Below are 25,459 nucleotides of genomic sequence, written 5' to 3' on the forward strand. Positions count from 1 at the left end.
GGGCCGTATGTCTCCGCAGATCGTGATCGGCGCGATCGCGCTGGTCGTCGTGGCCTGGCTCGCCGCCTGCGCGGAGGCGGGCCTCGCCCGCGTCTCCAGCTTCCGCGCCGAGGAGGCCGTCAAGTCCGGCCGGCGCGGCAGCGCCCGGCTCGCCCAGGTCGCCGCCGACCCCACCCGCTATCTGAACGTGGCCCTGCTGGTCCGCGTGGCCTGCGAGATGGCCGCCGCGGCCCTGGTGACGTACGCCTGCCTCCAGGAGTTCGCCGCCACCTGGCAGGCCCTGCTGGTCGCCATCGGGGTCATGGTCCTCGTGTCCTACGTCGCCGTGGGGGTGTCCCCGCGCACGATCGGCCGCCAGCACCCGGTCAACACCGCCACCGCGGCGGCCTACGTGCTGCTGCCGCTGGCCCGGATCATGGGCCCCGTCCCCTCCCTGCTGATCCTCATCGGCAACGCCCTCACGCCCGGCAAGGGCTTCCGGCACGGTCCCTTCGCCTCCGAGGCGGAGCTGCGCGCGCTGGTCGACCTCGCCGAGAAGGAGTCGCTGATCGAGGACGACGAGCGCCGGATGGTGCACTCGGTCTTCGAGCTGGGCGACACGCTGGTGCGCGAGGTCATGGTGCCGCGGACCGACCTGGTCACCATCGAGCGCTTCAAGACCATCCGGCAGGCCCTCACCCTCGCCCTGCGCTCCGGTTTCTCCCGCATCCCGGTCACCGGCGAGAGCGAGGACGACATCGTCGGGATCGTGTACCTGAAGGACCTGGTCCGCAAGACGCACATCAGCCGGGACGCGGAGGGCGACCTGGTGTCCACGGCGATGCGCCCGGCCGTGTTCGTGCCCGACACCAAGAACGCCGGCGACCTGCTGCGCGAGATGCAGAAGGAACGCAACCACGTCGCCGTCGTCATCGACGAGTACGGCGGCACCGCCGGGATCGTCACCATCGAGGACATCCTGGAGGAGATCGTCGGCGAGATCACCGACGAGTACGACCGGGAGCTCCCGCCCGTGGAGGACCTCGGCGACGACCGCTTCCGGGTCACCGCCCGCCTGGACATCACCGACCTGGGCGAGCTGTACGGCCTGGAGGAGTACGACGACGAGGACGTGGAGACCGTCGGCGGGCTGCTCGCCAAGGCGCTCGGCCGCGTCCCCATCGCCGGGGCCTCCGCCGAGGTGGAACTGCCCGACGGGCGCAGCCTGCGCCTGACGGCGGAGGCCGCGGCCGGCCGCCGGAACAAGATCGTGACGGTGCTGGTGGAGCCCCTGCCCGTGCCCGTCGTCGAGGAGGAGCCGGCCGAGTGACGCCCCAGGAGCTGCGCGCCTTCTGCCTGTCCTTCAACGCGGCCGTGGAGGACTTCCCGTTCAGCCCGGAGATCTCGGTCTTCAAGGTGCTGGGCAAGATGTTCGCCCTGACCCACCTGGACGCGCGGCCCCTCACGGTCAACCTCAAGTGCGACCCGGAGGACGCCATCCGGCTGCGCGGCGAGCACGAGGGGCTGATCGTCCCCGGCTGGCACATGAACAAGCGGCACTGGAACACCGTGACGGTCGACGGGGAACTGCCGGACCGGTTGGTCCGGGAGCTGATCGAGGACTCGTACGACCTGGTGGTGGCCGGTCTGCCCCGGGCCGAGCGGCTGCGGCTCGACCGTCCGTGAGCGCACCCGTGCCGGGCGGGCCTCCCGGGGCTTCGTATGCTCGGGGCATGACCGAGAGCAACGCGCTTGATCCCGAGGACCGCAAGATCGTCACCCTGGCCCGTTCCGCGCGGGCCCGCAACGGCGTGCCCGAGGGGGCGGCCGTGCGGGACGAGACCGGGCGCACCTATGTCGCCGGGTCGGTGGAGCTGGCCTCGCTGAAGCTGAGCGCGCTGCGTACGGCGGTTGCCATGGCGGTGGCCTCGGGGGCGCGGTCGTTGGAGGCGGCGGCGGTGGTGAGCGACGCGGAGGCCCTGCCGGTGGAGGACCTGGCCGCTGTCGCCGACCTGGGCGGTCCTGAGACGCCGGTGCTGCTGGCCTCACCCGACGGCACTGTGCGGAGCACCGTTTCCGCCGGCTGAGCGATTCCCACCCGCCTGCCCGTTGCTCTCGGCTGACAGGTTGCCGCCGGGGCGCTGCTGGTCAGAGCGCGTCGGGTCCGCGCTCGCCGGTCCGCACCCGGACGACCGTCTCCACGGGAACGGCCCACACCTTGCCGTCCCCGATCTTCCCCGTCCGCGCGGCCCTGACGATCGCCTCGATCACGTCGTCGGCGGTGGCGTCCTCCACCACGACCTCGATGCGCACCTTCGGCACCAGGTCGACGCGGTACTCGGCCCCCCGGTAGACCTCGGTGTGGCCGCGCTGCCGGCCGTAGCCGCTCGCCTCGGTCACGGTCAGCCCGTGCACCCCCAGCTCCTGCAGGGCGGTCTTGACCTCGTCCAGCCGGTAGGGCTTGACGATCGCGGTGATGAGCTTCATGCCTCAGGACGTACCTTCTGGGCGGAGGGGGAGAGGACGGACGAGCTGACCGGGGCGCCGTGACCCAGGACGCCGTGATCGTATGCGGTCTCGGCGTGCACCGTAAGGTCCAGGCCGGTGTGCTCCTGCTCCTCGCTCGCCCGGAGGCCCAGCGCCTTGTCGAGCAGCTTGCCCAGGCCGTACGTCACCGAGAAGGCGTACACCGCGACGACGACCACGGCGAGCAGCTGCTTGCCGAGCGGGGCGAGCCCGCCGCCGTAGAGCAGGCCCTCCGCCCCGCCGGTCATCGCCTTCTCGGCGAACAGGCCGATCAGCAGGGTGCCGATGACGCCGCCGACCAGGTGGACGCCGACGACGTCCAGGGAGTCGTCGTAGTTCAGCTTGAACTTCCAGCTCACCGCGTAGGAGCAGACGACACCGGCGGCGAGGCCCACGACCAGGGCGCCGAGCAGGGAGACCGTGCCGCAGGACGGGGTGATGGCGACCAGGCCGGCCACCGCGCCGGAGGCGGCGCCCAGGGTGGTCGCGTGGCCGTCGCGCCGCTGCTCGACGAAGAGCCAGCCGAGCAGGCCGGTGCAGCCGGCGGCGAGCGTGTTGAGGAACGCGGCGGCGGCCAGGCCGTTCGCGCCGAGCGCCGAGCCGGCGTTGAAGCCGAACCAGCCGAACCAGAGCAGACCGGCGCCGAGGACGACCATCGGCAGGTTGTGCGGGCGCATGGCGTCCTTCTTGAAGCCCAGGCGGGGGCCGAGGACGAGGCACAGGGCCAGTCCGGAGGCGCCGGAGGTGATCTCGACGGGCAGACCGCCCGCGAAGTCCAGGGCGCCCAGCTTGTCGAGGATCCAGCCACCCGGGCCCCACACCCAGTGGGTGACCGGAACGTATACGAGGAGCGTCCAGAGCGGTACGAAGACCAGCCACGCCGAGAATTTGGTGCGGTCGGCGACCGCGCCGCTGATCAGGGCGGCCGTGACGATCGCGAAGGTGAGCTGGAAGGTGGCGAACAGGACGGCCGGGACCGTGCCGTGCACGCTGTCCGGGCCTAGCCCGCGCATCCCGGCCTGGTGGAGACCGCCGATCAGCCCGCCGCCGATGTCGTCGCCGAAGGCGAGGGAGTAGCCGGCCGCCAGCCACACCACCGTGACCAGGGCGATCGACACGAAGCTCATCATCAGCATGTTGAGGACGCTCTTCGTGCGGACCATGCCGCCGTAGAACAGGGCCAGGCCCGGGGTCATGAGCAGGACGAGGGCGGTGGCGGCGAGCAGCCAGGCGGTGTCGCCGGTGTTCACGTGGTCTGCGGCGAGGGTCACGGGCGTCTCCAACGGGTGGGGGCTGCGTCAGAGGGTCACCGGTGTGCGTTTCCGGTCGCGTACGGGTGTGTTTCCGTGACGTTTCGTTGCGTGCGGGTTTCCGGAAGCTCACCGCCCGGGGTGCGCGGTGGCCGTGGTGCGGCGCCGCTCTGTGGATCAGGGAGAATGGGCGGCATGAGCGTTCGCACCCAGACTTCCGAGCAGCCGGCCGAGACCGCCCACCGCGCCGGCTTCGCCTGCTTCGTGGGCCGCCCCAACGCGGGCAAGTCCACCCTCACGAACGCTCTCGTCGGGCAGAAGGTGGCGATCACCTCCAACCGGCCCCAGACCACCCGGCACACGGTGCGGGGCATCGTGCACCGGCCCGAGGCCCAGCTCATCCTGGTCGACACCCCCGGGCTGCACAAGCCGCGCACGCTGCTCGGCGAACGCCTCAACGACGTGGTCCGCACCACCTGGGCCGAGGTCGACGTGATCGGCTTCTGCCTGCCGGCGGACCAGAAGATCGGCCCGGGCGACCGGTTCATCGCGAAGGAACTGGCGGGGATCAGGAAGACCCCGAAGGTCGCCATCGTGACGAAGACCGACCTCGTCGACTCCAAGACCCTCGCCGAGCAGCTCATCGCCATCGACCAGCTCGGCAAGGAGCTGGGCATCGAGTGGGCGGAGATCGTGCCGGTGTCGGCGGTCGGGTCCAAGCAGGTGGACCTCCTGGCCGACCTCCTGATCCCGCTGCTGCCGGAGGGGCCCGCCCTCTATCCCGAGGGCGACCTGACGGACGAGCCCGAGCAGGTGATGGTGGCCGAGCTGATCCGCGAGGCCGCGCTGGAGGGTGTCCGGGACGAGCTGCCGCACTCCATCGCGGTCGTCGTCGAGGAGATGCTGCCGCGCGAGGACCGGCCCGCCGACCGCCCGCTGCTGGACATCCACGCCAACGTCTACATCGAGCGCCCCAGCCAGAAGGGCATCATCATCGGCCCCAAGGGCAAGCGCCTGAAGGAGGTCGGCATCAAGTCCCGCAAGCACATCGAGGCGCTGCTGGGAACGCCCGTCTTCCTGGACCTGCACGTGAAGGTGGCCAAGGACTGGCAGCGGGACCCGAAGCAGCTGCGCAGGCTGGGGTTCTAACCGACGGCTTCCGTGGGGGTCATGTCCTGCGTCCCCACCACCCGTAGCAGCTGCAGCCTCTCGTGCGACTCGGTGCCGGGCCGGGCCGTGTGGATGATGAGGTGGTGGTGGCTGTGGTGGCTCAGCAGGACCTCGCAGTCCAGTTCCAGCAGGCCCACCACCGGGTGCAGGAAGCGCTTGGTGCCCGGGCGGCGCAGGGACACCTCGTGTTCCTCCCAGAGCCGGGCGAACTCCTCGCTCTCCGCGCGGAGTTCGGCCACCAGAGCCGCCGGTTCCGGGTCGTCGGGGCGGGCCGCGGCCACCGCACGGAGGTTGGCCACGTGGTCCCGGGCGTGCGCCGGAAGGTCCTCCGGCGGGAACAGCGCGCGAGCCGTGGGGTCCAGGAAGAACCGGCGGGTGAGGTTCCGCTCGCGCGGCGGGCGGGTGAGCACGTCTCCGACCAGCGCCTTGGCCAGCGCGTTCTGCGCCAGAACCGCCCCCAAGTCCGTGACCACCTGCGCCGGTGAGTCGTACAGCCGGTCCAGGACCAGCAGCAGTCCGGGCCGGACATGGGCCGAGGCCGCGTCCCGGCGCGGCGGCTCCTCGCCCACCAGGTGGAACAGGTGGTCGCGTTCGTCGTCCGTCAGCCGCAGCGCCCGCGCCAGCGCGGTGAGCATCTGCCGGGACGGGCGCGGACCCCGGGACTGCTCCAGGCGCGTGTAGTAGTCGACCGACATCCCGGCCAGTGCAGCGACCTCCTCCCGGCGCAGCCCGGGGGTGCGGCGGCGGGCGCCGGGCGCCAGGCCCACGTCGGACGGTTCCAGACGGGCGCGGCCACGGCGCAGGAAGTCGGCGAGTTCGGCTCGGTTCACCCCTCCAGGCTGCGGCAGACCGGCCCGCTTATCCAGGGACTGTCGATCCCCCGATCAGGAGGTCTCTCCCGTCGGCGCCGCCCGCCGCCGAGGCTGGGGGCACCGAACGAGACGCGATCGAGAAGGAGCACCACCATGCTGACCCTGGTCACCGGAGCCACCGGACAGGTGGGCCGTGGATTCGTCCCCCGCCTGCTCGCCCAGGCCCGGCCCGGCGAGCGGGTGCGGGTGATCGTCCGCGACGAGGCCCGCGCCGCCGCCCTCGCCGAGCGCGGCGCCGAGGTCGTCGTCGGCGACCTGCGCGACACCGACGTCCTCGGCAAGGCGCTCACCGAAGTGGACGCCGTCGTGAACATCGCGGCCTCCTTCCGGGGCGTGACCGACGAGGAGATGCGGGCCGTCAACCGGGACGCAGCGCTGGAGCTGGGCCGGGCGGCCGTCGCCTCCGGGGTACGGCGGTTCGTGCAGACCAGCACCATCCTGGTGTACGGCGCCGGACGCGGCCGACCGCACGTCGAGGACGACCCCACCGTGCCCGGCGGTCCGATGTGGATGACGTACCCCGAGTCCAAACGGGAGGCCGAGCTGGGGCTGCTGGCGCTGGACGGGCTGGACGTCCGGATCGGCCGCCTCGCCTTCGTCTACGGCGAGGGCGACCCGCACCTGCCGGGCATCACCCGCTGGACCGCGACCCAGCCGGCCACCAAGCGGCACCACCTGGTGCACGTCGCCGACACCGCCCAGGGCCTGCTGCGCCTGCTGTACGCCCCCGGCGCCGACGGCCGCGTCTACAACATCGCCGACGACGCCCCGGTCACCGCTCTGGAGATCCACCAGCTCCTCGGCGCGGAACCGCCGGCGGACGGACCCGACCCCGACCCCTGGTACGGCATCGCCTCCACCGACCGCATCCGCCGCGAGCTGGGTTACCGGCCCTCCTTCCCGACCCTGTGTTCAGCGCGGGACGCCGGAGCCCTGTGAGGGCGGGCGCTGGGCCCTCAGCAGCTCCCGGAACCAGTGGTAGGAGGCCTTGGGCGTGCGCTCCAGCGTCTCGAAGTCCACGTGCACCAGGCCGAACCTGCGGGTGTAGCCCTCGGCCCACTCGAAGTTGTCCATGAGGGACCACACGAAGTACCCGCGCACGTCGACCCCGGCCTCGATCGCCCGGTACAGGGCCTGGACGTGGGCGTCCAGGTAGGTGATGCGGTCCTGGTCGTCGACGCCCTCGTAGGAGCAGCCGTTCTCGGTGATGACGACGGGCGGCAGCCGTTCGCCGTAGCGCTCACGGAACCCGGTGAGCAGCTCCGTCAGCCCTTCCGGTACGACGGGCCAGCCGAAGTCGGTCACCGGCCGGCCCTCGATCTCCCGTACGGAGAAGGGGAGTCCGGCCGGCACCGTCAGCCCGCCGAACTCGGTGTCGGTGCCCTGCGGGGCGCCCACCCGGGTCGGGGCATAGTAGTTGACGCCGTACCAGTCGACCGGCTCGGCGATCACCTTCAGATCGGCCTCGACGTCCCCCGGCATCAGCTCGCCCATGCCCTCGGGGTACGTCCCCAGGAGGACCGGCTCGGCGAACAGGCGGTTGAGCAGGAGGTCGTAGAAGCCGGCCGCCTCCACGTCCGCCGGCTCCGGTGAGGCCGGCCAGGCCGGGCCGTGGGAGTTGGCGATGCCGATGTCCGTGGCGCCGGCCGCGCGCAGGGCCCGTACCGCGAGGCCGTGGGCGAGGAGCTGGTGGTGGGCGACCGGGAGGGCGTCGAACAGCAGCCGCCGGCCGGGGGCGTGGGCGCCGATCGCGTGCCCCAGGAGGGTGTGTTCGGCGGGCTCGTTGAGGGTGATCCACGTGTGCACCCGGTCGCCGAGCCGGTCCGCCACCACCGCCACGTGATCGGCGAACCGGGCCGCCGTGTCCCGGTCCAGCCAGTCCAGGTCCGCCGGCAGGTCCCAGTGGAAGAGGGTCGGGACCGGCCGCACGCCGGCCGCGCACAGCTCGTCCACCAGACGGTCGTAGAAGTCCGCGCCGCCGGGGGAGTTCACCCGGGGCCAGGAGACCGAGAAGCGGTAGGCGTCCACGCCGAGACCGGCGAGGAGGGCCACGTCCTCCCGGTAGCGGTGGTAGTGGTCGCAGGCCACCGCCGCCGTCGAGCCGTCCTTCACCCGCCCGGGCCCGGCCGTGAACACGTCCCAGACGGACGGCTCCCGCTCCTCGGCCGCGCCCTCGATCTGGTGGGCGGAGGTCGACACGCCCCACAGGAAGCCGGGCGGGAACCGGGGGATCGCCGTGCCTGCGTCAGTCGCCATGGCCGGATCATCCGTACCGGCGGTAACGGAAGTCAACGCCCTTGCGTCGGGCGGCCGTTACGCGCCCTCCTTCAGCACCCGGGAGACCAGCTCCCGCTGGGCCTCGGTCAGCCGGGGATCCGCCGCGTACACCGTGCGGCCGTCCACGGTGATCTCGTAGTGGAAGCCGTCCGGGACGCCCGCCTCGGGCGCGCCCCGGCCGGACGCGAGGGCGCGTTCGGCCAGGGACTGCCACTCGTGGGCGTCGGGCCGGCCCGAGGTGTCCACCTCGGCCCGGCGCTCGATGCCCGCGAAACCGCCCGTGCGCCGCACTCGAATACGCATGGGTCTCTGTGTAGTACGGAACTACAGCGTCCGCACCCCCACCTGTTCCCACGCCTTCTGCACGGCCTGCAGTTCGTCCCCGGCGCCGTACCGCTCCCGGGCCGCCTTCACCGTCAGCGTGGCGAAGTCGGCGAAGAGGGCGTTCTCCTTCAGTTCGCCGCCGGTCAGCACGTCGTACCAGATCTGCCCGGCCTTCTCCCAGGCGTAGCCGCCGAGGGCGGTGGCGGCCAGGTAGAAGGCGTGGTTGGGGATGCCGGAGTTGATGTGCACGCCGCCGTTGTCGCGGCCGGTGCGGACGTAGTCCTCCATCTTCGCCGGCTGCGGGTCCTTGCCGAGGACGTCGTCGTCGTACGCGGTGCCCGGGGCCTTCATCGAGCGCAGGGCGGTGCCGGTGACGCGCGGTGCGAGGAGCCCGGCGCCGATCAGCCAGTCGGCCTCGGCGGCGGTCTGGCCGAGGGTGTACTGCTTGATCAGCGAGCCGAAGACGTCCGAGACCGACTCGTTCAGGGCGCCCGACTGGCCGTAGTACTCCAGGTTCGCGGTGTGCTGGGTGACGCCGTGGGTCAGTTCGTGCCCGATGACGTCGACGGGGAGGGTGAAGTCGAGGAAGATCTCGTTGTCGCCGTCGCCGAACACCATCTGCTCGCCGTTCCAGAAGGCGTTGTCGTAGTTCTCGCCGAAGTGCACGGTGGCGTCGAGCGGCATCCCGTTGTCGTCGATGGAGTGCCGGCCGTAGATCTTGAGGTACAGCTCGAAGGTGGCGCCGAGGCCCGCGTAGGCGCGGTTGACCGTGGCGTCGGAGCCGGGCTCGGAGCCCTCCTCGCGGACCTTGGTGCCGGGCAGGTCCTGGGTGTGCTCGGCGTCGTAGACGGTGCGGTGCGGCTTGTCGGCGGCGGCACCCGCGGGCGGGGCGGCGGAGGTGGCACCGATCACCGTGGTCAGGCGGCGCTTGGTGCGCTGGTAGGCGTCGTGCTCCAGGGACCGGCGGGCCGGGCCGGAGAGCGCGGGATCCTCGTTGCGGGCGATCCTGTCGAGGACGTGCGGCGGCACGATCGTGCAGAAGACGGGCTGGAAGCCCCCGTTGGTCGTCATGTTCCGCACCATTGCACTGTGTGAACTGACTGTCACTAGCTGCCACCATGATTGGTGAAATACCAGGACACGAAACGCAACAGACCGTGACGGTGTGGTAGGGCGATGTGGCGCGCCGCACTTTTTGTCCCTTTTTGTCATGCGGTCCCGCATACTGGGACAGGCCCGCGCGCCCGGAACGGCTCGGCTAGGCTGCGGAACATCATGCGTTCCTGGCTGCTTCTTCTTAGCTGCCGCGGCGAGGGCCTGTAGTCGAGGCCGACTCCCTCCCCGCGGAGCTTGGCGTTGCGTCGTCGGCCGTCCACTCGGATATCCGGACATCCTGAGGAGCCCACGCCATCATGGCCAACCGCCAGCAGCCCAGCCCCATGCCGATCCACAAGTACGGCCGCTACGAGCAGGTCGACATCCCGGACCGCACCTGGCCCGACAAGCGGATCACCACCGCCCCCCGCTGGCTCTCCACCGACCTGCGCGACGGCAACCAGGCCCTGATCGACCCCATGTCGCCCGAGCGCAAGCGGCGCATGTTCGACCAGCTGGTCAAGATGGGCTACAAGGAGATCGAGGTCGGCTTCCCCGCCTCCGGCCAGACCGACTTCGACTTCGTGCGCTCGATCATCGAGGAAGAGGGCGCGATCCCCGAGGACGTGACGATCTCCGTCCTCACCCAGGCCCGCGAGGACCTGATCGAGCGGACCGTGGAGTCCCTGAAGGGCGCTCGCCGGGCCACCGTCCACCTGTACAACGCCACCGCCCCGGTCTTCCGCCGGGTCGTCTTCCGGGGCTCCAAGGACGACATCAAGCAGATCGCCGTCGACGGTACCCGGCTGGTGATGGAGTACGCCGAGAAGCTGCTGGGCCCGGAGACCGAGTTCGGCTACCAGTACTCCCCGGAGATCTTCACCGACACCGAGCTGGACTTCGCGCTGGAGGTCTGCGAGGCGGTGATGGACGTCTACCAGCCGGGTCCGGGCCGCGAGATCATCCTCAACCTGCCCGCCACCGTGGAGCGTTCGACGCCGTCCACGCACGCGGACCGCTTCGAGTGGATGCACCGCAACCTCTCCCGCCGCGAGTACGTCTGCCTGTCCGTCCACCCGCACAACGACCGCGGTACGGCCGTGGCCGCCGCCGAGCTGGCCCTGATGGCCGGCGCCGACCGCGTCGAGGGCTGCCTGTTCGGGCAGGGCGAGCGCACCGGCAACGTCGACCTGGTCACCCTGGGCATGAACCTGTTCTCCCAGGGCGTCGACCCGCAGATCGACTTCTCCGACATCGACGAGATCCGTCGTACGTGGGAGTACTGCAACCAGATGGAGGTCCACCCGCGCCACCCGTACGTGGGCGACCTGGTCTACACGTCCTTCTCCGGCTCCCACCAGGACGCCATCAAGAAGGGCTTCGACGCCATGGAGGCCGACGCGGCGGCCCGCGGGGTCACCGTGGACGACCTTGAGTGGGCGGTGCCGTACCTGCCGATCGACCCGAAGGACGTCGGCCGCTCCTACGAGGCCGTCATCCGCGTCAACTCGCAGTCCGGCAAGGGCGGCATCTCCTACGTCCTGAAGAACGACCACAAGCTCGACCTGCCGCGCCGGATGCAGATCGAGTTCTCGAAGATCATCCAGGCGAAGACCGACGCCGAGGGCGGCGAGATCACGCCGAAGGAGATCTGGGCGGTCTTCCAGGACGAGTACCTGCCGAACCCCGAGAACCCGTGGGGCCGCATCCAGGTCAGGACCGGCCAGTCGACCACCGACACCGACGGCGTGGACACCCTCACCGTCGAGGCCACCGTCGACGGCGAGGACCGGGTCCTGACCGGCTCCGGCAACGGTCCGATCTCGGCCTTCTTCGACGCCCTGCAGTCCATCGGCATCGACGTACGCCTGCTGGACTACCAGGAGCACACGATGAGCGAGGGCGCCTCCGCACAGGCCGCCTCCTACATCGAGTGCGCGATCGACGACAAGGTCCTGTGGGGTATCGGCATCGACGCGAACACGACGCGTGCGTCGCTGAAGGCGGTCGTCTCCGCGGTCAACCGCGCGACCCGATAGACCCCGTCTGACCGGCCCCTTCGGCGCCCTGACCGCTGGACACGGCGGCCAGGGCGCCGTCGTTTATCGGCCACCGCGCCCCTCAGGTCACAGAAAGGTCTCTTACGGGGTACTGACTCCACCTCGGTGATGTGGCTAACATCACGCCAGCACGGCGATGTTGCCGTGCGGTTACGGAGGTGCGACGTGCTGCCAGTACGGGGACGAGACGGCCGTGCCGCCAGGGCTGTGCGCATCCTGGGCACCCGCACCGCATGGACACCCGTGGGAGACGGCGAGTTCTTCTGCCCCGGCTGCGGCGGCGACCGCAACTACCAGCGGCTCACCGGACGACGCCGGCTCACCCTGCTCGGGGTGCCCGTGCTGCCGCGCGGGACGGCCGGGCCGGTCGTGGAATGCGCGGCCTGCGGGCACCAGTTCGGCACCGAGGTGCTCGACCACCCCACCACCCGCCGTTTCTCCGCGATGCTCCGCGACGCCGTGCACACCGTCGCCCTCGCCGTGCTCGCCGCGGGCGGCACCTGCTCCCGTACGGCCCTGGAGACGGCCGCCGCGACGGTCCGCGCGGCCGGCTTCGCCGAGTGCACCGAGGACCAGCTGGCCGCCCTGGTCGACGCCCTCGCCGCCGACACCGGCCGGTACTTCGAGCAGCCGTGCGGAGCCGGGCTGACCATAGAGCTGCACGAGTCCCTGGACCCGCTGGCCCCGCACCTGGCCCCGGCCGGACGCGAGTCCCTGCTGCTCCAGGCCGCCCGCATCGCCCTCGCCGACGGCCCCTACACCCCCGCCGAACGCGACGCCCTCGCCACGGTCGGCGCGGCCCTCACCATCTGCTCCGACGACGTGACCCGGCTGCTGGCCGCGGCGCGTACACCGTCCTGATACTCCCGCGGGAGTAACACCGCGGACGAGTCACCCCCGGCAGTAGCCCCCAACTCGCCCCCGAGCCCGACGAACCCGCCCCCGCGCACCGGAAGTCTGGAACCGGACCAGACGACCGACCGGAGGGAGATTCGTCCATGGGGGCCGCGAGGACAGACAGACGGCGCAGGCGGGCCGTGCCCTGGGCGGTGTTGGGGCTGTGGGTGGCCGCGCTGCTGCTCGTCGGGCCGTTCGCCGGGAAGTTCGGCGACGTCCAACAGAACCGGGCGGTGGACTACCTGCCCGACAGCGCCGACTCCACCCGGGTCGCCCGCATCCAGGACGAGCTGCCGGGCGGGCAGGCCACCGACCTGGTCCTCGTGTACCACCGCGACGGCGGGCTCACCGCCGCCGACCGGGCCAGGGCCGCCGGACAGATCGCCGAGATCCGGCGGACGTACCCGCTCACGGGCAGCCCCGCCGCCGTGCCGTCCCGCGACGGCACCACGCTTATGTACGCCGTCTCCAGCACACAGCCCGGCCAGGACGACGACAAGCGGGACGCGTTCGTCGAGGCGCTGCGCGCCGGCGCCTCCGGGTTCCTGGTCAAGGACACCCGGCCGGCCGAACTCCTGGACGCCATCCGCACGGTCGCGGCCGGTGAGTCGCTGCTGTCGCCCGGGCCGACGGCACGGCTGATCGCGCGGTTCCTGCGCACCCCGTCGGTGCCGGTGGCCGGCGGGCCGGAGTGCCTGTCGGAACGCGAGCGCGAGGTGCTCATCCTGGTCGCCCGCGGCCTCAACAACACCGAGGTCGGCGAGGCGCTCGGCCTCAGTCCGCTGACCGCGAAGACCCACGTCAGCCGCATCATGGGGAAGCTGGGGGCGCGGGACCGGGCGCAACTGGTCGTCGTGGCGTACGAGTCGGGACTGGTGACACCGGGAACGGTCTGACCGCGTACCGGGTGTCCGAGGGTCCGGGAGATCCCCCGGACGGAGTAAGAACGGCCCCGCCGATGCGGGCAGCATCACGGCGTGACCCCGCGCAGCCGCTCCCTCCTCACCAGCCTGGCGCTCCTCACCTCGCTCACCACCGGGCTGCCCGCTCACGCGGCGGCCGCCGGCTGCGTCTCCTCGGTGCCGTACGTGTCCGGGCGGGGCGGGTACGCCGTCTACCGCATCCCGGCCGTGGTGACGACCCGGCACGGCACCGTCCTGGCCTTCGCCGAGGGCCGGCGCGACGGCGCGGGGGACACCGGTGACATCGACGTCGTCCTGCGCCGCTCCACCGACGGCGGCTGCACCTGGGGCCCGCTGACCGTGGTGGCCGCCGGGCGGGGTCACACCCGGGGCAACCCGGCGCCCGTGGTCGACCCGCGCACCGGCGCGGTCGTCCTGGTCACCTGCGCCAACGACGGGAACGTGACCGAGGCGCAGATCATGCGCGGCGAGGTCACCCCGGAACAGGGCCGCCGGGTCCTCGTGCAGCGCAGCTGGGACGACGGCCGCCGCTTCACCGCCCCCCGGGACATCACGGCCCGGGTGACCCGGCCCGGCTGGCGCTGGTACGCCACCGGCCCCGGCCACGCCGTCGCCCTCACCCGCGGCCCGCACTCCCCCAGAGGGGGCACCCCCAGCCGTCTGCTGGTCCCCGCCGACCACTCCGCGGCCCCGCCCCCCGGCTCCCGGGACACCGGCCAGGAGCCCAGGTACTACGGCGGACACGCCCTGTACAGCGACGACTCCGGCCGCACCTGGCACCTGGGGTTCGTGGACGCGGACTACGACGGCGTCACCAACGCCAACGAGACCAGCGCCGCCCAACTCCCCGACGGGCGCGTCTACTTCAGCTCCCGCGACCAGAACGGCACCGCCCCCGGAAACCGCCTCGACACCTACTCCGGCGACGGCGGCCTGACCCTGCACCGCCCCTACGCCGTCCAGCCCGCGCTGAACGCCGTCCCGGTGGTCCAGGGCAGCGTCCTCCAGCCGCGTGGCCCGGGCGCGCCCCTGTTGTTCTCCGCGCCCTCCGTGCCGACCGCGCGCCGCGCCCTGGCCCTCTGGGCGAGCACGGACGCCGGCCGCACCTTCCGCAGGCTGCTCACCCTCTCCGACCGCCCGGCCGCCTACTCCGACCTGGTCCAGCTCGCCCCCGACACGATCGGCGTGCTCCACGAGACCGGCGTCCGGGGCCCGTACGAGTCCCTGGAGTTCCGCAGACTCCGCCTGCCGTGAGGGGTGCGGGCCGGCCGGTGACCGGGGCCGCGTCCGGGCCGTCGCCGGGCGGGGTGGCGGAGTCCGCCACCACCCCGCCTAGCCGTCGAGGCCGAGCAGGCCCGCCGCCGCCAGCAGCTTGCCGATCTGTTCGACCTCGGCACCGGACAGCGGTACCTGCGGCTCGGCGGTCACCGGGCAGTCGATGATCCCGCGCAGATGCAGCGCCGCCTTGAACGCGCCCAGCGCGGCCGAGCTGCCGCCCATCCGCGCGGGGTCCCCGACGCCGGTGATCCCGAACAGCGCGCACAGCCGCTCCTGTTCGCTCCGCGCCCCCTCCGCGTCGCCCGCCCGGCACTGGCGGTACAGGCGCACATAGCCGTGCGGGTCGACGTTGGCCAGGCCAGGCACGGCCCCGTCGGCACCCAGCGCCAGCGCCGCGTCGGTGATCAGTTCCGAGCCGGTCAGCACGCTGAACCCGGGGTGGGCGCGGGCGCCGGTGACCACCTCCCGGAAGGCCGCCAGGTCCCCGCTGGAGTCCTTGACCCCGGCCAGTACGCCGTCCCCGGCGAGCCCCAGCAGCAGGTCGGCGGGGAGCTTGGTGTGCACGGCGACGGGGATGTCGTAGGCGATCACCGGGACCGGGCTGGCGGCGGCGATCCGGCGGTAGTGGTGGACGATCTCGGACGGGTGGGTGCGGGCGTAGAAGGGAGCGGTGACGACGACGGCGCACGCGCCCGCCGAGGTGACCGCGGCGACGTGCTCCAGGACACGCGGGGTGGTCATGTCGATGGCCCCGGCGAGCACGGGCAGCTGACCGCCCACGTGCGCGGTCACGGCCGCCACCACCCGCTCGCGCTGCGCGTCCGTCAGGAAGGCCGCCTCCGAGGTCGAGCCCAGCAGGAACAGCCCGTGCACCCCGGCCTCCACCAGGAAGTCCACCAGGCGCAGCAGCGAGGGCACGTCCACCTCGCGTTCCGGCGTCAGGGGCGTGCAGACGGGCGGGACGACACCGGTGAGCGGGGTGGGAAGGGTCATTCACGGCTCCTGCGCGCTAGGTCTCGGGTCGGCTGGTCCTCCTGAACAGGATGGTGGCACCGGTAGCGGTGTCCCGGCCGTGACGCGGCCGAGAAGTCCGGCATCGACGCGGCGCAGACCTCGTCGGCCTTCCAGCAGCGGGTACGGAACGGGCAGCCGCTCGGCGGGCGGGTCGCCGAGGGGACCGGCCCGCTCAGCGGGATCGGGTCGAGGGGGTCCAGCAGGCCGGGCGTGGCCGAGAACAGGGCGCGGGTGTACGGGTGCCGGGCCGCGTCGGTGACCCGGCCGGCCGGGGTCTCCTCCACGATCCGGCCCAGGTACATGGTGATCACCCGGTCGCTCATCCGCCGGACCGTCTGGATGTCGTGCGAGACGAACACCAGGGCCAGACCGAGGCGGTCCTTCAGGTCGAGCAGCAGGTTGAGGATCTGCGCGCGGACCGAGACGTCCAGGGCGCTGGTCGGCTCGTCGGCGACGACCAGGTCCGGGTCCAGGGCGAGCGCGCGGGCGATGGCGACGCGCTGCCGCTGCCCGCCGGAGAGCTGCCCGGGCAGGGCGTCGGCGAGCGCCCGGGGCAGGCCGACGAGGTCCATCAGCTCCCGCACCCTGTCCTCCCGTCCAGCCCGCGTGCCGCGCCGGTGCACGTCCAGCGGATCGCGCAGGATCCGGCGGACCGTCAGCCGGCGGTTCAGCGCGGTCGACGGGTCCTGGAAGATCATGCCGGTGCCCGCGCCGACCGTGGTCCTGCGCTCGGCGGCCGGCATCGCCCACAGGTCCCGGCCCCCGAACGCCACCGTCCCGGACACCGGCCGCTGGATGCCCACCAGCACCTTTGCCAGCGTCGACTTGCCGCACCCCGACTCGCCGACCACCCCGACCGTCTCGCCGGGCGCGACGGAGAGACCGGCACCGGTCAGGGCGTACACCCGGTCCCGTCGGAACAGGCCGCCACCGCGCGCCCGGTGGACGACGTGCGCGTCCCGCACCTCCACGACAGCGCTCACCGCAGGGCCTCCTCGCTCTCCGCCGAGGCCAGTTCCACCGCCGGGTGGTGGCAGGCGGCCGTGTGGGCGGGGGTGCCCGCGAGGGCCGGGGCGGTGGTGTGGCACACCTCGGTGGCGAGCGGGCACCGGTCGGCGAACCGGCAGCCCGCCGGGAAGTCGGCCGGGGCCGGTACGACCCCCTTGATCTGGGTCATCCGCTCCTCGGCCGACTCCAGCGAGAGCACGCTGCCGAGCAGCCCGCGCGTGTAGTGGTGGGCCGGTGCCGCCACCAGGTCGGCGGTCACCCCGCTCTCCACGATCTGTCCGCCGTACATCACCACCACCCGGTCGGTGACGTCGGCGACCAGCGCCAGATCGTGCGAGACCAGGATCAGCGCGAAGCCCAGCTCGGCCCGCAGCCGGAGCAGCAGCTCCATGACCTGGGCCTGCACGGTGACGTCCAGGGCGGTGGTCGGCTCGTCGGCGACGATCAGACCCGGGTCGCGGGAGAGGGCCATGGCGATGAGCACGCGCTGGCGCTGCCCGCCGGACAGTTCGTGCGGACAGCTGCGCAGGGTGCGGTCGGGGTCCAGGCCGACCAGCTCCATGAGCTCGCGCGGACCGCGCCCGCCCCCGCGCCGGACGAGCTGCTTCAGCTGGGCCCGGACGGTCATGGCCGGGTTCAGGGAGGACAGGGCGTCCTGGTACACCATGGCCATCTCGTGGCCGAGGAGCCGGCGCCGCACCCGCGCCGGCTCGGCGAGCAGGTCCCGCTCCCGGAACCGGACCCGGCCGCCGACCCGGGCGCCCTTCGGCTGGAGCCCCATGACGGTCAGCGCGGTCAGCGACTTCCCGCAGCCCGACTCGCCCACCAGCCCGAGCACCTCCCCGGGGTGCACCTCGAAGCTGACCCCGGCGACGATGTCCACGCCCCGGTGCCGGTCCGGGAAGCCGATGGAGAGGTGCTCCACGGCGAGCACCGGCCGCCCGCTCCGGTCCGGCAGCGGCCGGGCCCGGGAGCGCAGCCGCCGGGCGGCCTCGGCGAGACCGGGCAGCGGCAGCACCCCGCCGGTGCCGGGCTCCGGGGTCTGGAGCCGGTCCGCCGGCGGTGCCCCCTCCGGGGGAGCCTCCACCTCGCGGGGCGCGGGCGCCGCCCACGCGTCCGAGACGCCCTCGGAGAGGATGTTCAGCGCCAGCACGGTGAGCAGGATCAGCAGCCCGGGGAAGACGGTCGCCCACCAGCCGCCGGTCAGCACCATGTTCTTGCCGTCGGCGATGACACTGCCCCAGGACGGGTCCGGGGGCCGCACGCCCGCGCCGATGAAGGACAGCGACGCCTCGAACACGATGGCCTCGGCGACCTGGACCGTGCAGAACACCAGCACCGGCGCGGCACAGTTGACGGCCACGTGCCGCAGCACGATGTGCGGGGTGCGGGCGCCGATGACCCGTTCGGCGGTGACGTAGTCCTCGCCGTACTGGTCGAGCACATTGGCCCGTACGACCCGCGCGACGGGCGGGGTGAACAGGAACGCGACGGCACAGATCAGCACGCCGATCCCGCCGCCGAACACGGCCACCAGCACGGCCGCGAGCGCGATGCCCGGGAACGCCATCACCACGTCCAGGCAGCGCATCAGCGTCTCGTCCACCGCCTTGCGGGAGGTGGCGGCCAGCGCTCCGACGAGGGCGCCGACGGCGAGCGCCAGCGCGGTCGCGCCCAGCCCGATGGCGAGGGACCAGCGGGCGCCGTACATCAGCCGGCTGAGGACGTCCCGGCCGAGGCTGTCCTGCCCCATCCAGTGCGCGGCCGACGGCGCCCCGGTCCCGCCGACCGGGTCCTGCTGGTCGAGCGGGTCGTGCGGGGCGAGGACGGGGGCGAGGGCGGCGACGACGAGGACGACGGCCAGGAAGCAGACGGCGGCCCTGGACAGCGGCGGCAGCCGGCGCCACCCGCGCAGCCGGACGCCGCCGGGCCGGGAGAGCCGCTTGCCGAGGTTCGCGCGCGTGACCATCAGGCCGCCCTCAAGCGTGGGTTGACCAGCAGATACAGGATGTCGATGACGAGGTTCACGACGACGAACCCGGTGGCGGTGGTCAGCACGACCCCCTGCACGACGGCCGGATCGCCGTTCTGCACGGCGTCGATCATCAGCTTCCCCATGCCGGGCAGCGAGAAGATCGTCTCGATGACGACGGCACCGCCGAGCAGGTAGCCGACCCGCAGCCCGAGCACGGTGAGGGGATTGACGAGCGCGTTGCGCAGCACGTTCCGGCCGACGACGACCCGGGGCGGCAGCCCGCTCCCGATCGCCGTCCGGACGTAATCCTTGTCCAACTCCTCCACCACGGAGGTCCGGACGATCCGGGTGAGCTGGGCGGCGACCGGCAGGGACAGCGCGCACGCGGGCAGGGCCATGGTCCTCAGCCAGCCGGTGAGGGAGTCGGCGGGGTTGACGTAGCCGCCGGTCGGGAACCAGCCCCGGTCCACGGCCAGGTACTGGATCATCAGCAGCGCCAGCCAGAAGCCGGGCGCGGCCACCCCGACCAGCGAGACCACCCGGATGACCTGGTCCGGCAGCCGGTCCCGGTACACCGCCGCCGTCACCCCGCCCGCCAGCGCCGGCACGACCGCGAGCGCGAGACCGAGGAAGGTCAGCTGGAGGGTGAGCGGCAGCGCGGTGGTGACCTGGTCGACCACGGGCGCGCGGGTGAGGGCGCTGGTGCCGAGGTCGCCGTGGAGCAGGTCGCCGACGAAGTGGACGTACCGCAGGGGCAGCGGGTCCAGCAGCCCGTTGCGCTCCCGGAAGTCGTGGAGCTGCCCGGGGGTCGGCTTGGCGCCCTGGAAGAACGCGGACGCCGGGTCGACGTCCGAGAACCGCATCACCAGGAACACGAAGAGCACGATGCCGAGGAGCAGGGGCACGAGCAGGGCGATGCGGCGCAGGAGGATCCGTACGACGGCCGTCATGCCGTCAGGCCCACGTGGCCTGGAGCAGGTTGAGGCCCGGGTACGGCTGGGTCCTTATCCCGCTGAGCTCGCGCGGGTCCCAGGCGGTCATCAGCTCGTTGTGGACGACCGGGTAGAGCACGGCCTGCTCGGCGACGACGTCGATGTAGTCCTGGATCATCGCCTTCTTCCTCGCGGGGTCCGGCTCACGGGTCGCCCGGTCCATGTCCTTGAAGAGCCGCTGGGCGACGGGGTGGCCTTCCCACCGCGTGTACCGCATCCACAGGTTCCCGGGCCCGTAGTTGTAGCGCATGATCAGGTCTGCGTCGCGCCCGAACTGGTTGGGGTTGGAGGCCGCCGCGACCACCTGGTAGTCCTGCTTCTGGTCCATCTTGGTGAAGACGGCCGTGGTCTCCTGCGGTGCCAGGGTGGTCCGCACGCCGATCGCGTCCCAGGAGGACTTGACGGTCGGCAGGCAGTCCACGATCCAACTGACGTTCACCGCCAGGACGGTGACCGCGAGGTCGGTGACCCCGGCGGCCTTCAGCAGGGCCTTCGCCTTGTCGGGGTCGTGGTCGTAGACGGTCCTGGCCCGGCGGTGGCCGGGATTGCCCTCGTTGAGGAACGAGGACGCGGGCCTGCCGTGGCCCTTCAGCGCGACCCGCACCATCTTCTCGGTGTCGATGGCGTAGTGCAGGGCCTGGCGGACGCGGACGTCGTCGAAGGGCTTGTGCCGGGTGTTGAACATCAGGAAGAGGTTGTTCATCCCGGCACCGCCGGCGACCTTCAGCCCGCCCTGTTCCAGCCGGGAGATGTTGGCGTAGGGGATGTTGTCGGCGATCTGCGCGCCGGCGCCGGTCCCGGAGATCTTCGCGACGCGTGGTGCCGCGTCCACGATGGTCAGCCAGTTCATCCTCCGGAAGGCGGGCTTGCGGGGACCGTTGTAGGCGCCGAACGCCTCGAAGGTGGTGTTCGACTTCGGGTGGTGCGCGGTCTGCAGGTACGGCCCCGAGCCCACGGCCAGCCCCTTGACGGCGTCGTCCCAGGCGCCGGGCCGGGAGAAGACGTGCCGGGGCATGATCTTGGCGAGGGTGAGCCGGGACAGACCGTCCGGGAAGGGGAACTTGAGGACGAGTTCGACGGTCCGGGCGTCGACCTCGCGCACGGAGTCCAGCCAGGAGGCGAAGAAGCCCTTGGCGAGCGTCTGGGTGTCCGGATCGAGGATCCGGTCGAAGGCGAACACGACGTCGTCGGCGGTGACGGGCTTGCCGTCGTGGAAGGTGGCGCCGGAGCGGAGCGGGAACCGCCAGGTGGTGGCGGACGGGTCGGCGGGGATCGAGGTGGCCAGCGCCGGATACGGCTCCCGGGTGATCGGGTCCGTGTCCAGCAGCCCTTCGTAGATGTGGTTGTTGGCGGCCATCGCGAACGCCGAAGCGGTCTGCGTCGGGTCCCAGCTGCCGTCGTTGCCGTACCCGATCACCGCGGTCAGCGTCCGGTCCTTGCCGCTGCCACCGCCTCCGGTGTCGTTCGTCGACTCCGGACCGGTGGAACAGGCGGCCAGGGCGGGGGACAGGGCGGCGGCCGCGCCGAGCGCGCCCGAGTACTTCAGGAACTGCCGGCGAAACGGTGCCGGTACGCCGGGGTTCACGTCGTCGTCGCGCACGGGTCCTCCAACGGGTGGGTGGGGGAGGGGGAGGTGAGATACGACGTCCTACGTCCTACGTCCGGTCGGTAGCGCGACCATAGGAGGGCCCCCGGGGGCGGTCAAGACGGCAGACACGAATGGCGTATCCGCCAGAGGGCACCAATGGGGGTTCTCCGGCGGCACGGGGACACGACGCGGCAGACCGACAACGCCCGTCACGGGTCGCTGTCGGTCTGCGGTGGGCGGTGGGCGGCTCGATGGTCAGACCGCCTGGGTCTCCCGGGCCTCCCGGGCGCGGCGGGCCTCGGTGTGGGGGAAGACGTGGCGGTTGTCGACGCTCCACCGGATGGACTCGTCACCGCGCGCGGTGGAGCCCGAGAAGCGCGGGGCGACCTGCTCGGCCAGCAGCGCGTAGCTCTGCTTCGTCTTCTCGAAGGACGCCCAGTTCATGGCGTAGACGAGGAACGTGCCGAAGCCGCCGGTCTGCTCCTGGAGCCGCTCGATCGCGGCGACGGCGTCCTCGGGGGAGCCGACGATCGCCAGGCCCTGCTCCACCCCCGCCTCCAGTTCCTGCGAGGACGGGACGCCCTCCATGCTCGCGGCGACGTCGAAGCCGGCGGCGCTGCCCCAGTAGCCCCACAGCCACTCGGAGAAGCCCCGCCGCACGTCCTGGTAGGCCTGCTCCCGCGTCTCGGCGATGTACAGCGGCACGACGACCCGCCACTTGGCCCGGTCCATCGTGTTGCCGTGCTCCTCGGCGGACTCCTCGGCGTAGCGCCACTGCTGGGCCAGGTCCACGGCCGGCAGTCCGGGCGGCGGGGCGCCCCAGGACACCAGGCTCAGCCCGAACTGCCCGGCCACCTTGGGGCTGTTGGGGGTGCCGATGCTGGAGATGGCCATCTCGATGCCCGGCTTGCTGTAGCGGGGCAGCTGCATCTTGGCGTCCTGGAGCACGAACCAGTCGGTCTTGGCGCTCACCCGCTCCTCGCCGTTGACCAGTTCCCGCACGGCGGGGATCGCCTCGCTCGCCATGCGCTTGAGGTCGTCCTGCGCCACGCCGAACTGGTGCGAGTCGTTCGGGGTGGCGCCGGGGCCGACCCCGAGGATGTAGCGGCCCCGGGTGAGGTGGTCGAGCATCAGGGCACGGGTCGCGACGTTGTACGGGTGGTGGAAGGGCAGCGGCACGACGCCGTTGGCCAGCCTTATCTGCCGGGTCCGCTCGGCGGCGGCCGCGATGATCGTCTCGGGGGCGCCGATCGTCGGCCAGGCCAGGGAGTGGTGCTCGCCGAACCAGCACTCGTCGTAGTTCAGCTCGTCGAGGTGCTCGACGAGCTGGAGGTCACGCCGAATGGTCAGGTGGGGGTCCTGACCCGGGGCGTGGAGGGGGGAAAGGAACACTCCGATTCCGCTGTGCACGGTGCTCTCCTTGCCGTGAACGGGGGCAGCCGGGGGGGGAGGGGGAACGGGGGCGTCGCCCGAGGTGGACGGAGGTGGACGACGCCGGCGGTGGGCCTGCGGGCGGCCGGTCCGCTACGCGGTCTGCGGCAGACCCGCGATCTTGAGGACCTGCTCGATCCGCTCCTCGAGACTTCCCGTGACGATGCGCAGCGGGACGTCGAGCGTCTTGACGATCTCCAGCATCAGTTCGTCGGACAGGGTGCGGAAGCGCTCGCTGATCGGGTCGACGCCCTTGGGCAGCGGGAACTCCACCGGGCAGTGGATGACGACGTCGTAGTTGGCCGTGGCGTGCTCCTTGCCCAGCAGGGCGAGCTGGTCCACGACCTCCTCGTAGGGGCTGGTCGAGGCGTGCACGTCGGCGAGGGTGACCGACGGCTCGGGGTAACGGCCCACGGCGAGCCGCACCTTGCTGTAGACCCACTCGTGGAGCACCGAGCCGTCCGAGAGGAAGCCGTCCTGAAGCCGGGCCTCGTCGACGGCGCGCTCCGTGAAGCGGCGCACCGCGAGCTGGATCAGCTCGGGCTCGTTGGTCTCCTCCAGCGCCTTGGGGGTGCCGCCGGCCGGGTCGCGCATGGCGCTGCCGTGGACCCGCTCCAGACCGAGCCGCTCGGACAGTTCGGTGGTGAGGGTCGTCTTGCCGTTTCCGTAGGCGCCGACGAATGCGATTCTCACGTGGTCTCTCTCCTTCTTCTGCGATGCGCTCTGCGACGCGCTCTGCGATGCGGCGGTGCCGGGAGGGTGACGCGCTTCCGCGCGGCTCGGCCTACGCGGCGACGTCGGCCAGCCGCTCCAGCTCGTTGCGGGTGTCGATCTTGGAGTACTCGTCCTCGGCCCGGTCGATGGCCTCTTCGATGCTCATGACGGGCGTGAACCCGAAAATGTCGACGATCTTGGCCAGTCGCTCCGGAATGGTTCCGCCGACCACGTGCACCGGGATTTCCAGTTCCTCCAGCGTCTTCAGCAGGAGTTCCTCCGCGAGCTGCCGGAAGCGCTCGTTCACCGGGCGGTGGCCGTCCTCGACAATGGGGAATTCGATCGGCAGGTGCACGAATGCGTCGTACGACTGCTTGGTGTGCTGCTTCGCCGGAATGGCGATCTGCTTCATCACCTCGGCGTAGAACCGGACCTCGTCGGTCATCTCGACGTTGTCGAGGTCCACGGACTCGTTCGGGTTGATGCCGACCTTGACGCGCACGGTCGCGTAGGACCACTCGTGCAGGGCGGACCCGTCCGAGATGAATCCGTTCGGCAGGTGGCTCTCGGCGACCGCCCGGCCCTGGATCCGCCGTGTGATCAGCATGATCAGCTCGGCGCCGTTGCACTCCTCCAGGGTCTTGCCGGGGAGCGAGACGGGGAGCAGCTCGCGCATGGTGGGGGCGGAGGTGCGCGGAACGCCGGTGAGGTGCGCGAGCGCCATGCTGGTGAGCGTCTTGCCGACGGAATAGGTACCGGAAATGGACAGATTCATCTCTGTCTCCTCGTGGGAATTCGGGTCGGGTGAGCGGGACAGAAGAATCATGGCAACAGCCGCCGGAATGACCCAGACTCCAAATTCAACAGCGTCGGCGAGCCCATCACCACAAACACGATTGCTGTCACCAACAAGCAGCCGGGCCGGACTGCGGCCGGGTGGGAGCCGGAAAAGGGGGAAGCCGCGGTGGCGTGGAGCCACCGCGGCTTCCCGGGTGTGGGTGCGCTGTGCCCGGTGTCAGCCGGCGACCGTTCCGGTCCGCCGGGCGTGGGGGAGCGGTGCCCGGTCCGGGACGATGCTGGTGATCAGCGTGGTGAAGGCGGTCTGCCCGTCCTGGACGCCGCTGATCCGCCGGGGCCGCCGGCCCGGCCCGTCCGTTCCGGGGTCGTCCGTGACGGGGTCGTCCGTGACGATGGCGCACGGCAGGTCGAACTCGACGTAGCGGTGGAAGACGGTGTCGAGTTCCACCGGGACGGCCGGCCGTGGGGCCGCGTCGGCGTGGGCGGCCTGGATCACGGCCTCCAGCAGGACCATGCCGGGTACGTGGTCGTGGGGGTGGTCGAAGAGGACGCGGTGACTGGTGTCGCTGCGCAGGGTCCAGCGGCGCGGTGTGCCGCCCGGACCGGCGCCGGTGTCCGGGCCGGCGCAGCTGTCCGGGGCGAGCGTCACGTCCCGTGCGTCGGTACGGCCCACCAGCGCGGGGTCGACGGCGGGCCCCGGCGGCAGGGCGCGGGCGAAGGCCGCCCGGGCGTCGGCGCGAGCGCCGCGCAGTCTGTCGTAGAGGGCCGGCGGATAGGCGGTGTAGCCGATGTGGGCGGTGCCGAGCGGCAGTCCGTTCCGGGTGGCCCGCACCCGGGCGGTGAGCCGGCACACGCCCGACTTGCGCCGTACGACGTCGTCGTGGGTGATCGTCAGCTGGACGACGGACGGGTCCGGGCCGGTGGCCAGGGCCTCGGGCGAGGCCGGAGCAGGTCAGCCTCTCCCAGCCCATGCGGTAGCCCCGGGGGACGCCGAGTCCGAGATGGCTCGCCACGGCCAGGGCCTGGCGGACGCTCTCGATGAAGAACAGCAGCCCGTGCCGCTGCGGAGTGGTGGTGTAGAACGGGTGGTGCGCGGGCCATTCGACGGTCACCGCGTGGGTGCGATCGGTCACCGGGTGCCAGTCGGCGACCAGTACTTCGGTGAGGTCGACCTTGCCTGCGTACTGCTTGACGTCGGAGGCAGAGGAGCGGGATGAAACGATTCTCTGCCTGGTGGGCGTAGCCATCGGAGTCCCCCGAACAAGGTGTCGGCGCAAGGTTGCGCAAA

At 71.9% G+C, this 25,459-nt stretch carries 24 protein-coding genes and 1 pseudogene; 9 read left to right on the top strand and 16 right to left on the bottom strand.

Annotated features, from left to right (window positions below):
• Positions 1 to 7: 7 nt before the first annotated feature.
• Genes C3492_RS06530 through C3492_RS06540 form a run of 3 tightly spaced genes read left to right on the top strand, consistent with a single transcriptional unit; the run spans position 8 to position 2,066 of the window.
• Positions 8 to 1,309: a hemolysin family protein gene (locus C3492_RS06530; protein ID WP_103810780.1), complete on the top strand. Its 1,302-nt coding sequence runs from the start codon at positions 8 to 10 to the stop codon at positions 1,307 to 1,309.
• A complete protein-coding gene (locus tag C3492_RS06535) occupies positions 1,306 to 1,665 on the top strand; it encodes an MmcQ/YjbR family DNA-binding protein (protein ID WP_103810781.1) in 360 nt (119 codons plus the stop codon). The genes C3492_RS06530 and C3492_RS06535 overlap by 4 nt, the downstream gene beginning before the upstream one ends.
• 47 nt (positions 1,666 to 1,712) lie before the next feature.
• Positions 1,713 to 2,066, top strand: coding sequence for a cytidine deaminase (locus tag C3492_RS06540; RefSeq protein WP_103810782.1), 354 nt, complete (start codon positions 1,713 to 1,715; stop codon positions 2,064 to 2,066).
• Positions 2,067 to 2,127: 61 nt separating this feature from the next.
• Here C3492_RS06540 and C3492_RS06545 read toward each other — a convergent pair whose 3' ends face one another.
• Positions 2,128 to 2,466: a P-II family nitrogen regulator gene (locus tag C3492_RS06545; RefSeq protein WP_103810783.1), complete on the bottom strand. Its 339-nt coding sequence runs from the start codon at positions 2,464 to 2,466 to the stop codon at positions 2,128 to 2,130.
• Entirely contained in the window at positions 2,463 to 3,776 is a 1,314-nt protein-coding gene (locus tag C3492_RS06550) for an ammonium transporter (RefSeq protein WP_103810784.1), read from the bottom strand. The genes C3492_RS06545 and C3492_RS06550 overlap by 4 nt, the downstream gene beginning before the upstream one ends.
• A gap of 174 nt (positions 3,777 to 3,950) precedes the next feature.
• On the opposite strand from C3492_RS06550, the gene era reads away from it, so the two are divergent.
• A complete protein-coding gene (gene era, locus C3492_RS06555) occupies positions 3,951 to 4,904 on the top strand; it encodes a GTPase Era (RefSeq protein ID WP_181140230.1) in 954 nt (317 codons plus the stop codon).
• Here the strand turns inward: era and C3492_RS06560 are convergent.
• Complete coding sequence (locus C3492_RS06560; protein WP_103810786.1) at positions 4,901 to 5,755, bottom strand: helix-turn-helix transcriptional regulator; 855 nt, start codon at positions 5,753 to 5,755, stop codon at positions 4,901 to 4,903. The two genes, era and C3492_RS06560, sit on opposite strands and share 4 nt — an antisense overlap.
• Before the next feature lie 135 nt (positions 5,756 to 5,890).
• On the opposite strand from C3492_RS06560, the gene C3492_RS06565 reads away from it, so the two are divergent.
• Entirely contained in the window at positions 5,891 to 6,736 is an 846-nt protein-coding gene (locus tag C3492_RS06565; protein WP_103810787.1) for an NAD(P)-dependent oxidoreductase, read from the top strand.
• On the opposite strand, the gene C3492_RS06570 is transcribed toward C3492_RS06565, so the two are convergent.
• From C3492_RS06570 to C3492_RS06580, 3 genes are read right to left on the bottom strand one after another with little or no spacing between them, the layout of a single operon-like run.
• Complete coding sequence (locus tag C3492_RS06570; RefSeq protein WP_103810788.1) at positions 6,710 to 8,053, bottom strand: GH1 family beta-glucosidase; 1,344 nt, start codon at positions 8,051 to 8,053, stop codon at positions 6,710 to 6,712. The genes C3492_RS06565 and C3492_RS06570 overlap by 27 nt on opposite strands.
• Positions 8,054 to 8,110: 57 nt before the next feature.
• Entirely contained in the window at positions 8,111 to 8,377 is a 267-nt protein-coding gene (locus C3492_RS06575) for a protealysin inhibitor emfourin (RefSeq protein ID WP_103810789.1), read from the bottom strand.
• Between the two features lie 21 nt (positions 8,378 to 8,398).
• Positions 8,399 to 9,469 (bottom strand): M4 family metallopeptidase, encoded by a 1,071-nt coding sequence (locus C3492_RS06580; RefSeq protein WP_103811033.1) that lies wholly within the window; start codon positions 9,467 to 9,469, stop codon positions 8,399 to 8,401.
• A 341-nt stretch (positions 9,470 to 9,810) separates the two neighbouring features.
• Between C3492_RS06580 and leuA the strand changes: the two genes are divergently transcribed.
• The 4 genes from leuA (at position 9,811) to C3492_RS06605 (ending at position 14,627) form a co-directional block, all read left to right on the top strand.
• Entirely contained in the window at positions 9,811 to 11,532 is a 1,722-nt protein-coding gene (gene leuA, locus C3492_RS06590) for a 2-isopropylmalate synthase (RefSeq protein WP_103810790.1), read from the top strand.
• Between the two features lie 186 nt (positions 11,533 to 11,718).
• Positions 11,719 to 12,414: a TerB family tellurite resistance protein gene (locus C3492_RS06595; protein ID WP_103810791.1), complete on the top strand. Its 696-nt coding sequence runs from the start codon at positions 11,719 to 11,721 to the stop codon at positions 12,412 to 12,414.
• A 137-nt stretch (positions 12,415 to 12,551) separates the two neighbouring features.
• Positions 12,552 to 13,346: a LuxR C-terminal-related transcriptional regulator gene (locus C3492_RS45430; RefSeq protein WP_258055532.1), complete on the top strand. Its 795-nt coding sequence runs from the start codon at positions 12,552 to 12,554 to the stop codon at positions 13,344 to 13,346.
• Positions 13,347 to 13,427: 81 nt separating this feature from the next.
• Positions 13,428 to 14,627, top strand: coding sequence for an exo-alpha-sialidase (locus tag C3492_RS06605; RefSeq protein WP_103810792.1), 1,200 nt, complete (start codon positions 13,428 to 13,430; stop codon positions 14,625 to 14,627).
• 78 nt (positions 14,628 to 14,705) lie between these two features.
• On the opposite strand, the gene C3492_RS06610 is transcribed toward C3492_RS06605, so the two are convergent.
• The 10 genes and pseudogenes from C3492_RS06610 to C3492_RS45440 form a co-directional block, all read right to left on the bottom strand.
• Positions 14,706 to 15,644, bottom strand: a complete 939-nt coding sequence (locus C3492_RS06610; RefSeq protein WP_103810793.1) for a dihydrodipicolinate synthase family protein — start codon at positions 15,642 to 15,644, stop codon at positions 14,706 to 14,708.
• A complete protein-coding gene (locus C3492_RS06615; RefSeq protein WP_103810794.1) occupies positions 15,641 to 16,648 on the bottom strand; it encodes an ABC transporter ATP-binding protein in 1,008 nt (335 codons plus the stop codon). Before C3492_RS06615 ends, C3492_RS06610 begins: the two co-directional genes overlap by 4 nt.
• Positions 16,645 to 18,642: a dipeptide/oligopeptide/nickel ABC transporter permease/ATP-binding protein gene (locus tag C3492_RS06620; RefSeq protein ID WP_103810795.1), complete on the bottom strand. Its 1,998-nt coding sequence runs from the start codon at positions 18,640 to 18,642 to the stop codon at positions 16,645 to 16,647. Before C3492_RS06620 ends, C3492_RS06615 begins: the two co-directional genes overlap by 4 nt.
• On the bottom strand, positions 18,642 to 19,598 hold the full coding sequence (locus tag C3492_RS06625; RefSeq protein ID WP_103810796.1) for an ABC transporter permease: 957 nt from the start codon (positions 19,596 to 19,598) through the stop codon (positions 18,642 to 18,644). The genes C3492_RS06620 and C3492_RS06625 overlap by 1 nt, the downstream gene beginning before the upstream one ends.
• A 4-nt stretch (positions 19,599 to 19,602) precedes the next feature.
• A complete protein-coding gene (locus tag C3492_RS06630; protein ID WP_103810797.1) occupies positions 19,603 to 21,240 on the bottom strand; it encodes an ABC transporter substrate-binding protein in 1,638 nt (545 codons plus the stop codon).
• 243 nt (positions 21,241 to 21,483) lie between these two features.
• Positions 21,484 to 22,638, bottom strand: a complete 1,155-nt coding sequence (locus tag C3492_RS06635) for an LLM class flavin-dependent oxidoreductase (protein ID WP_103810798.1) — start codon at positions 22,636 to 22,638, stop codon at positions 21,484 to 21,486.
• A 114-nt stretch (positions 22,639 to 22,752) separates the two neighbouring features.
• Positions 22,753 to 23,352 (bottom strand): AAA family ATPase, encoded by a 600-nt coding sequence (locus C3492_RS06640; RefSeq protein WP_103810799.1) that lies wholly within the window; start codon positions 23,350 to 23,352, stop codon positions 22,753 to 22,755.
• A gap of 91 nt (positions 23,353 to 23,443) precedes the next feature.
• Positions 23,444 to 24,148 carry an AAA family ATPase gene (locus C3492_RS06645; protein ID WP_103810800.1) on the bottom strand — a complete coding sequence of 235 codons (705 nt, stop codon included), beginning with the start codon at positions 24,146 to 24,148 and terminating at the stop codon, positions 23,444 to 23,446.
• 240 nt (positions 24,149 to 24,388) lie between these two features.
• Positions 24,389 to 25,099 carry a ScbA/BarX family gamma-butyrolactone biosynthesis protein gene (locus C3492_RS45435; protein WP_308461129.1) on the bottom strand — a complete coding sequence of 237 codons (711 nt, stop codon included), beginning with the start codon at positions 25,097 to 25,099 and terminating at the stop codon, positions 24,389 to 24,391.
• 91 nt (positions 25,100 to 25,190) lie between these two features.
• Positions 25,191 to 25,418: pseudogene (locus C3492_RS45440) on the bottom strand (AfsA-related hotdog domain-containing protein); the annotation flags it as partial.
• Between the last annotated feature and the right edge of the window lie 41 nt (positions 25,419 to 25,459).

This window comes from Streptomyces sp. Ru62, assembly GCF_002920615.1.
Taxonomy (GTDB): Bacteria; Actinomycetota; Actinomycetes; order Streptomycetales; family Streptomycetaceae; genus Streptomyces.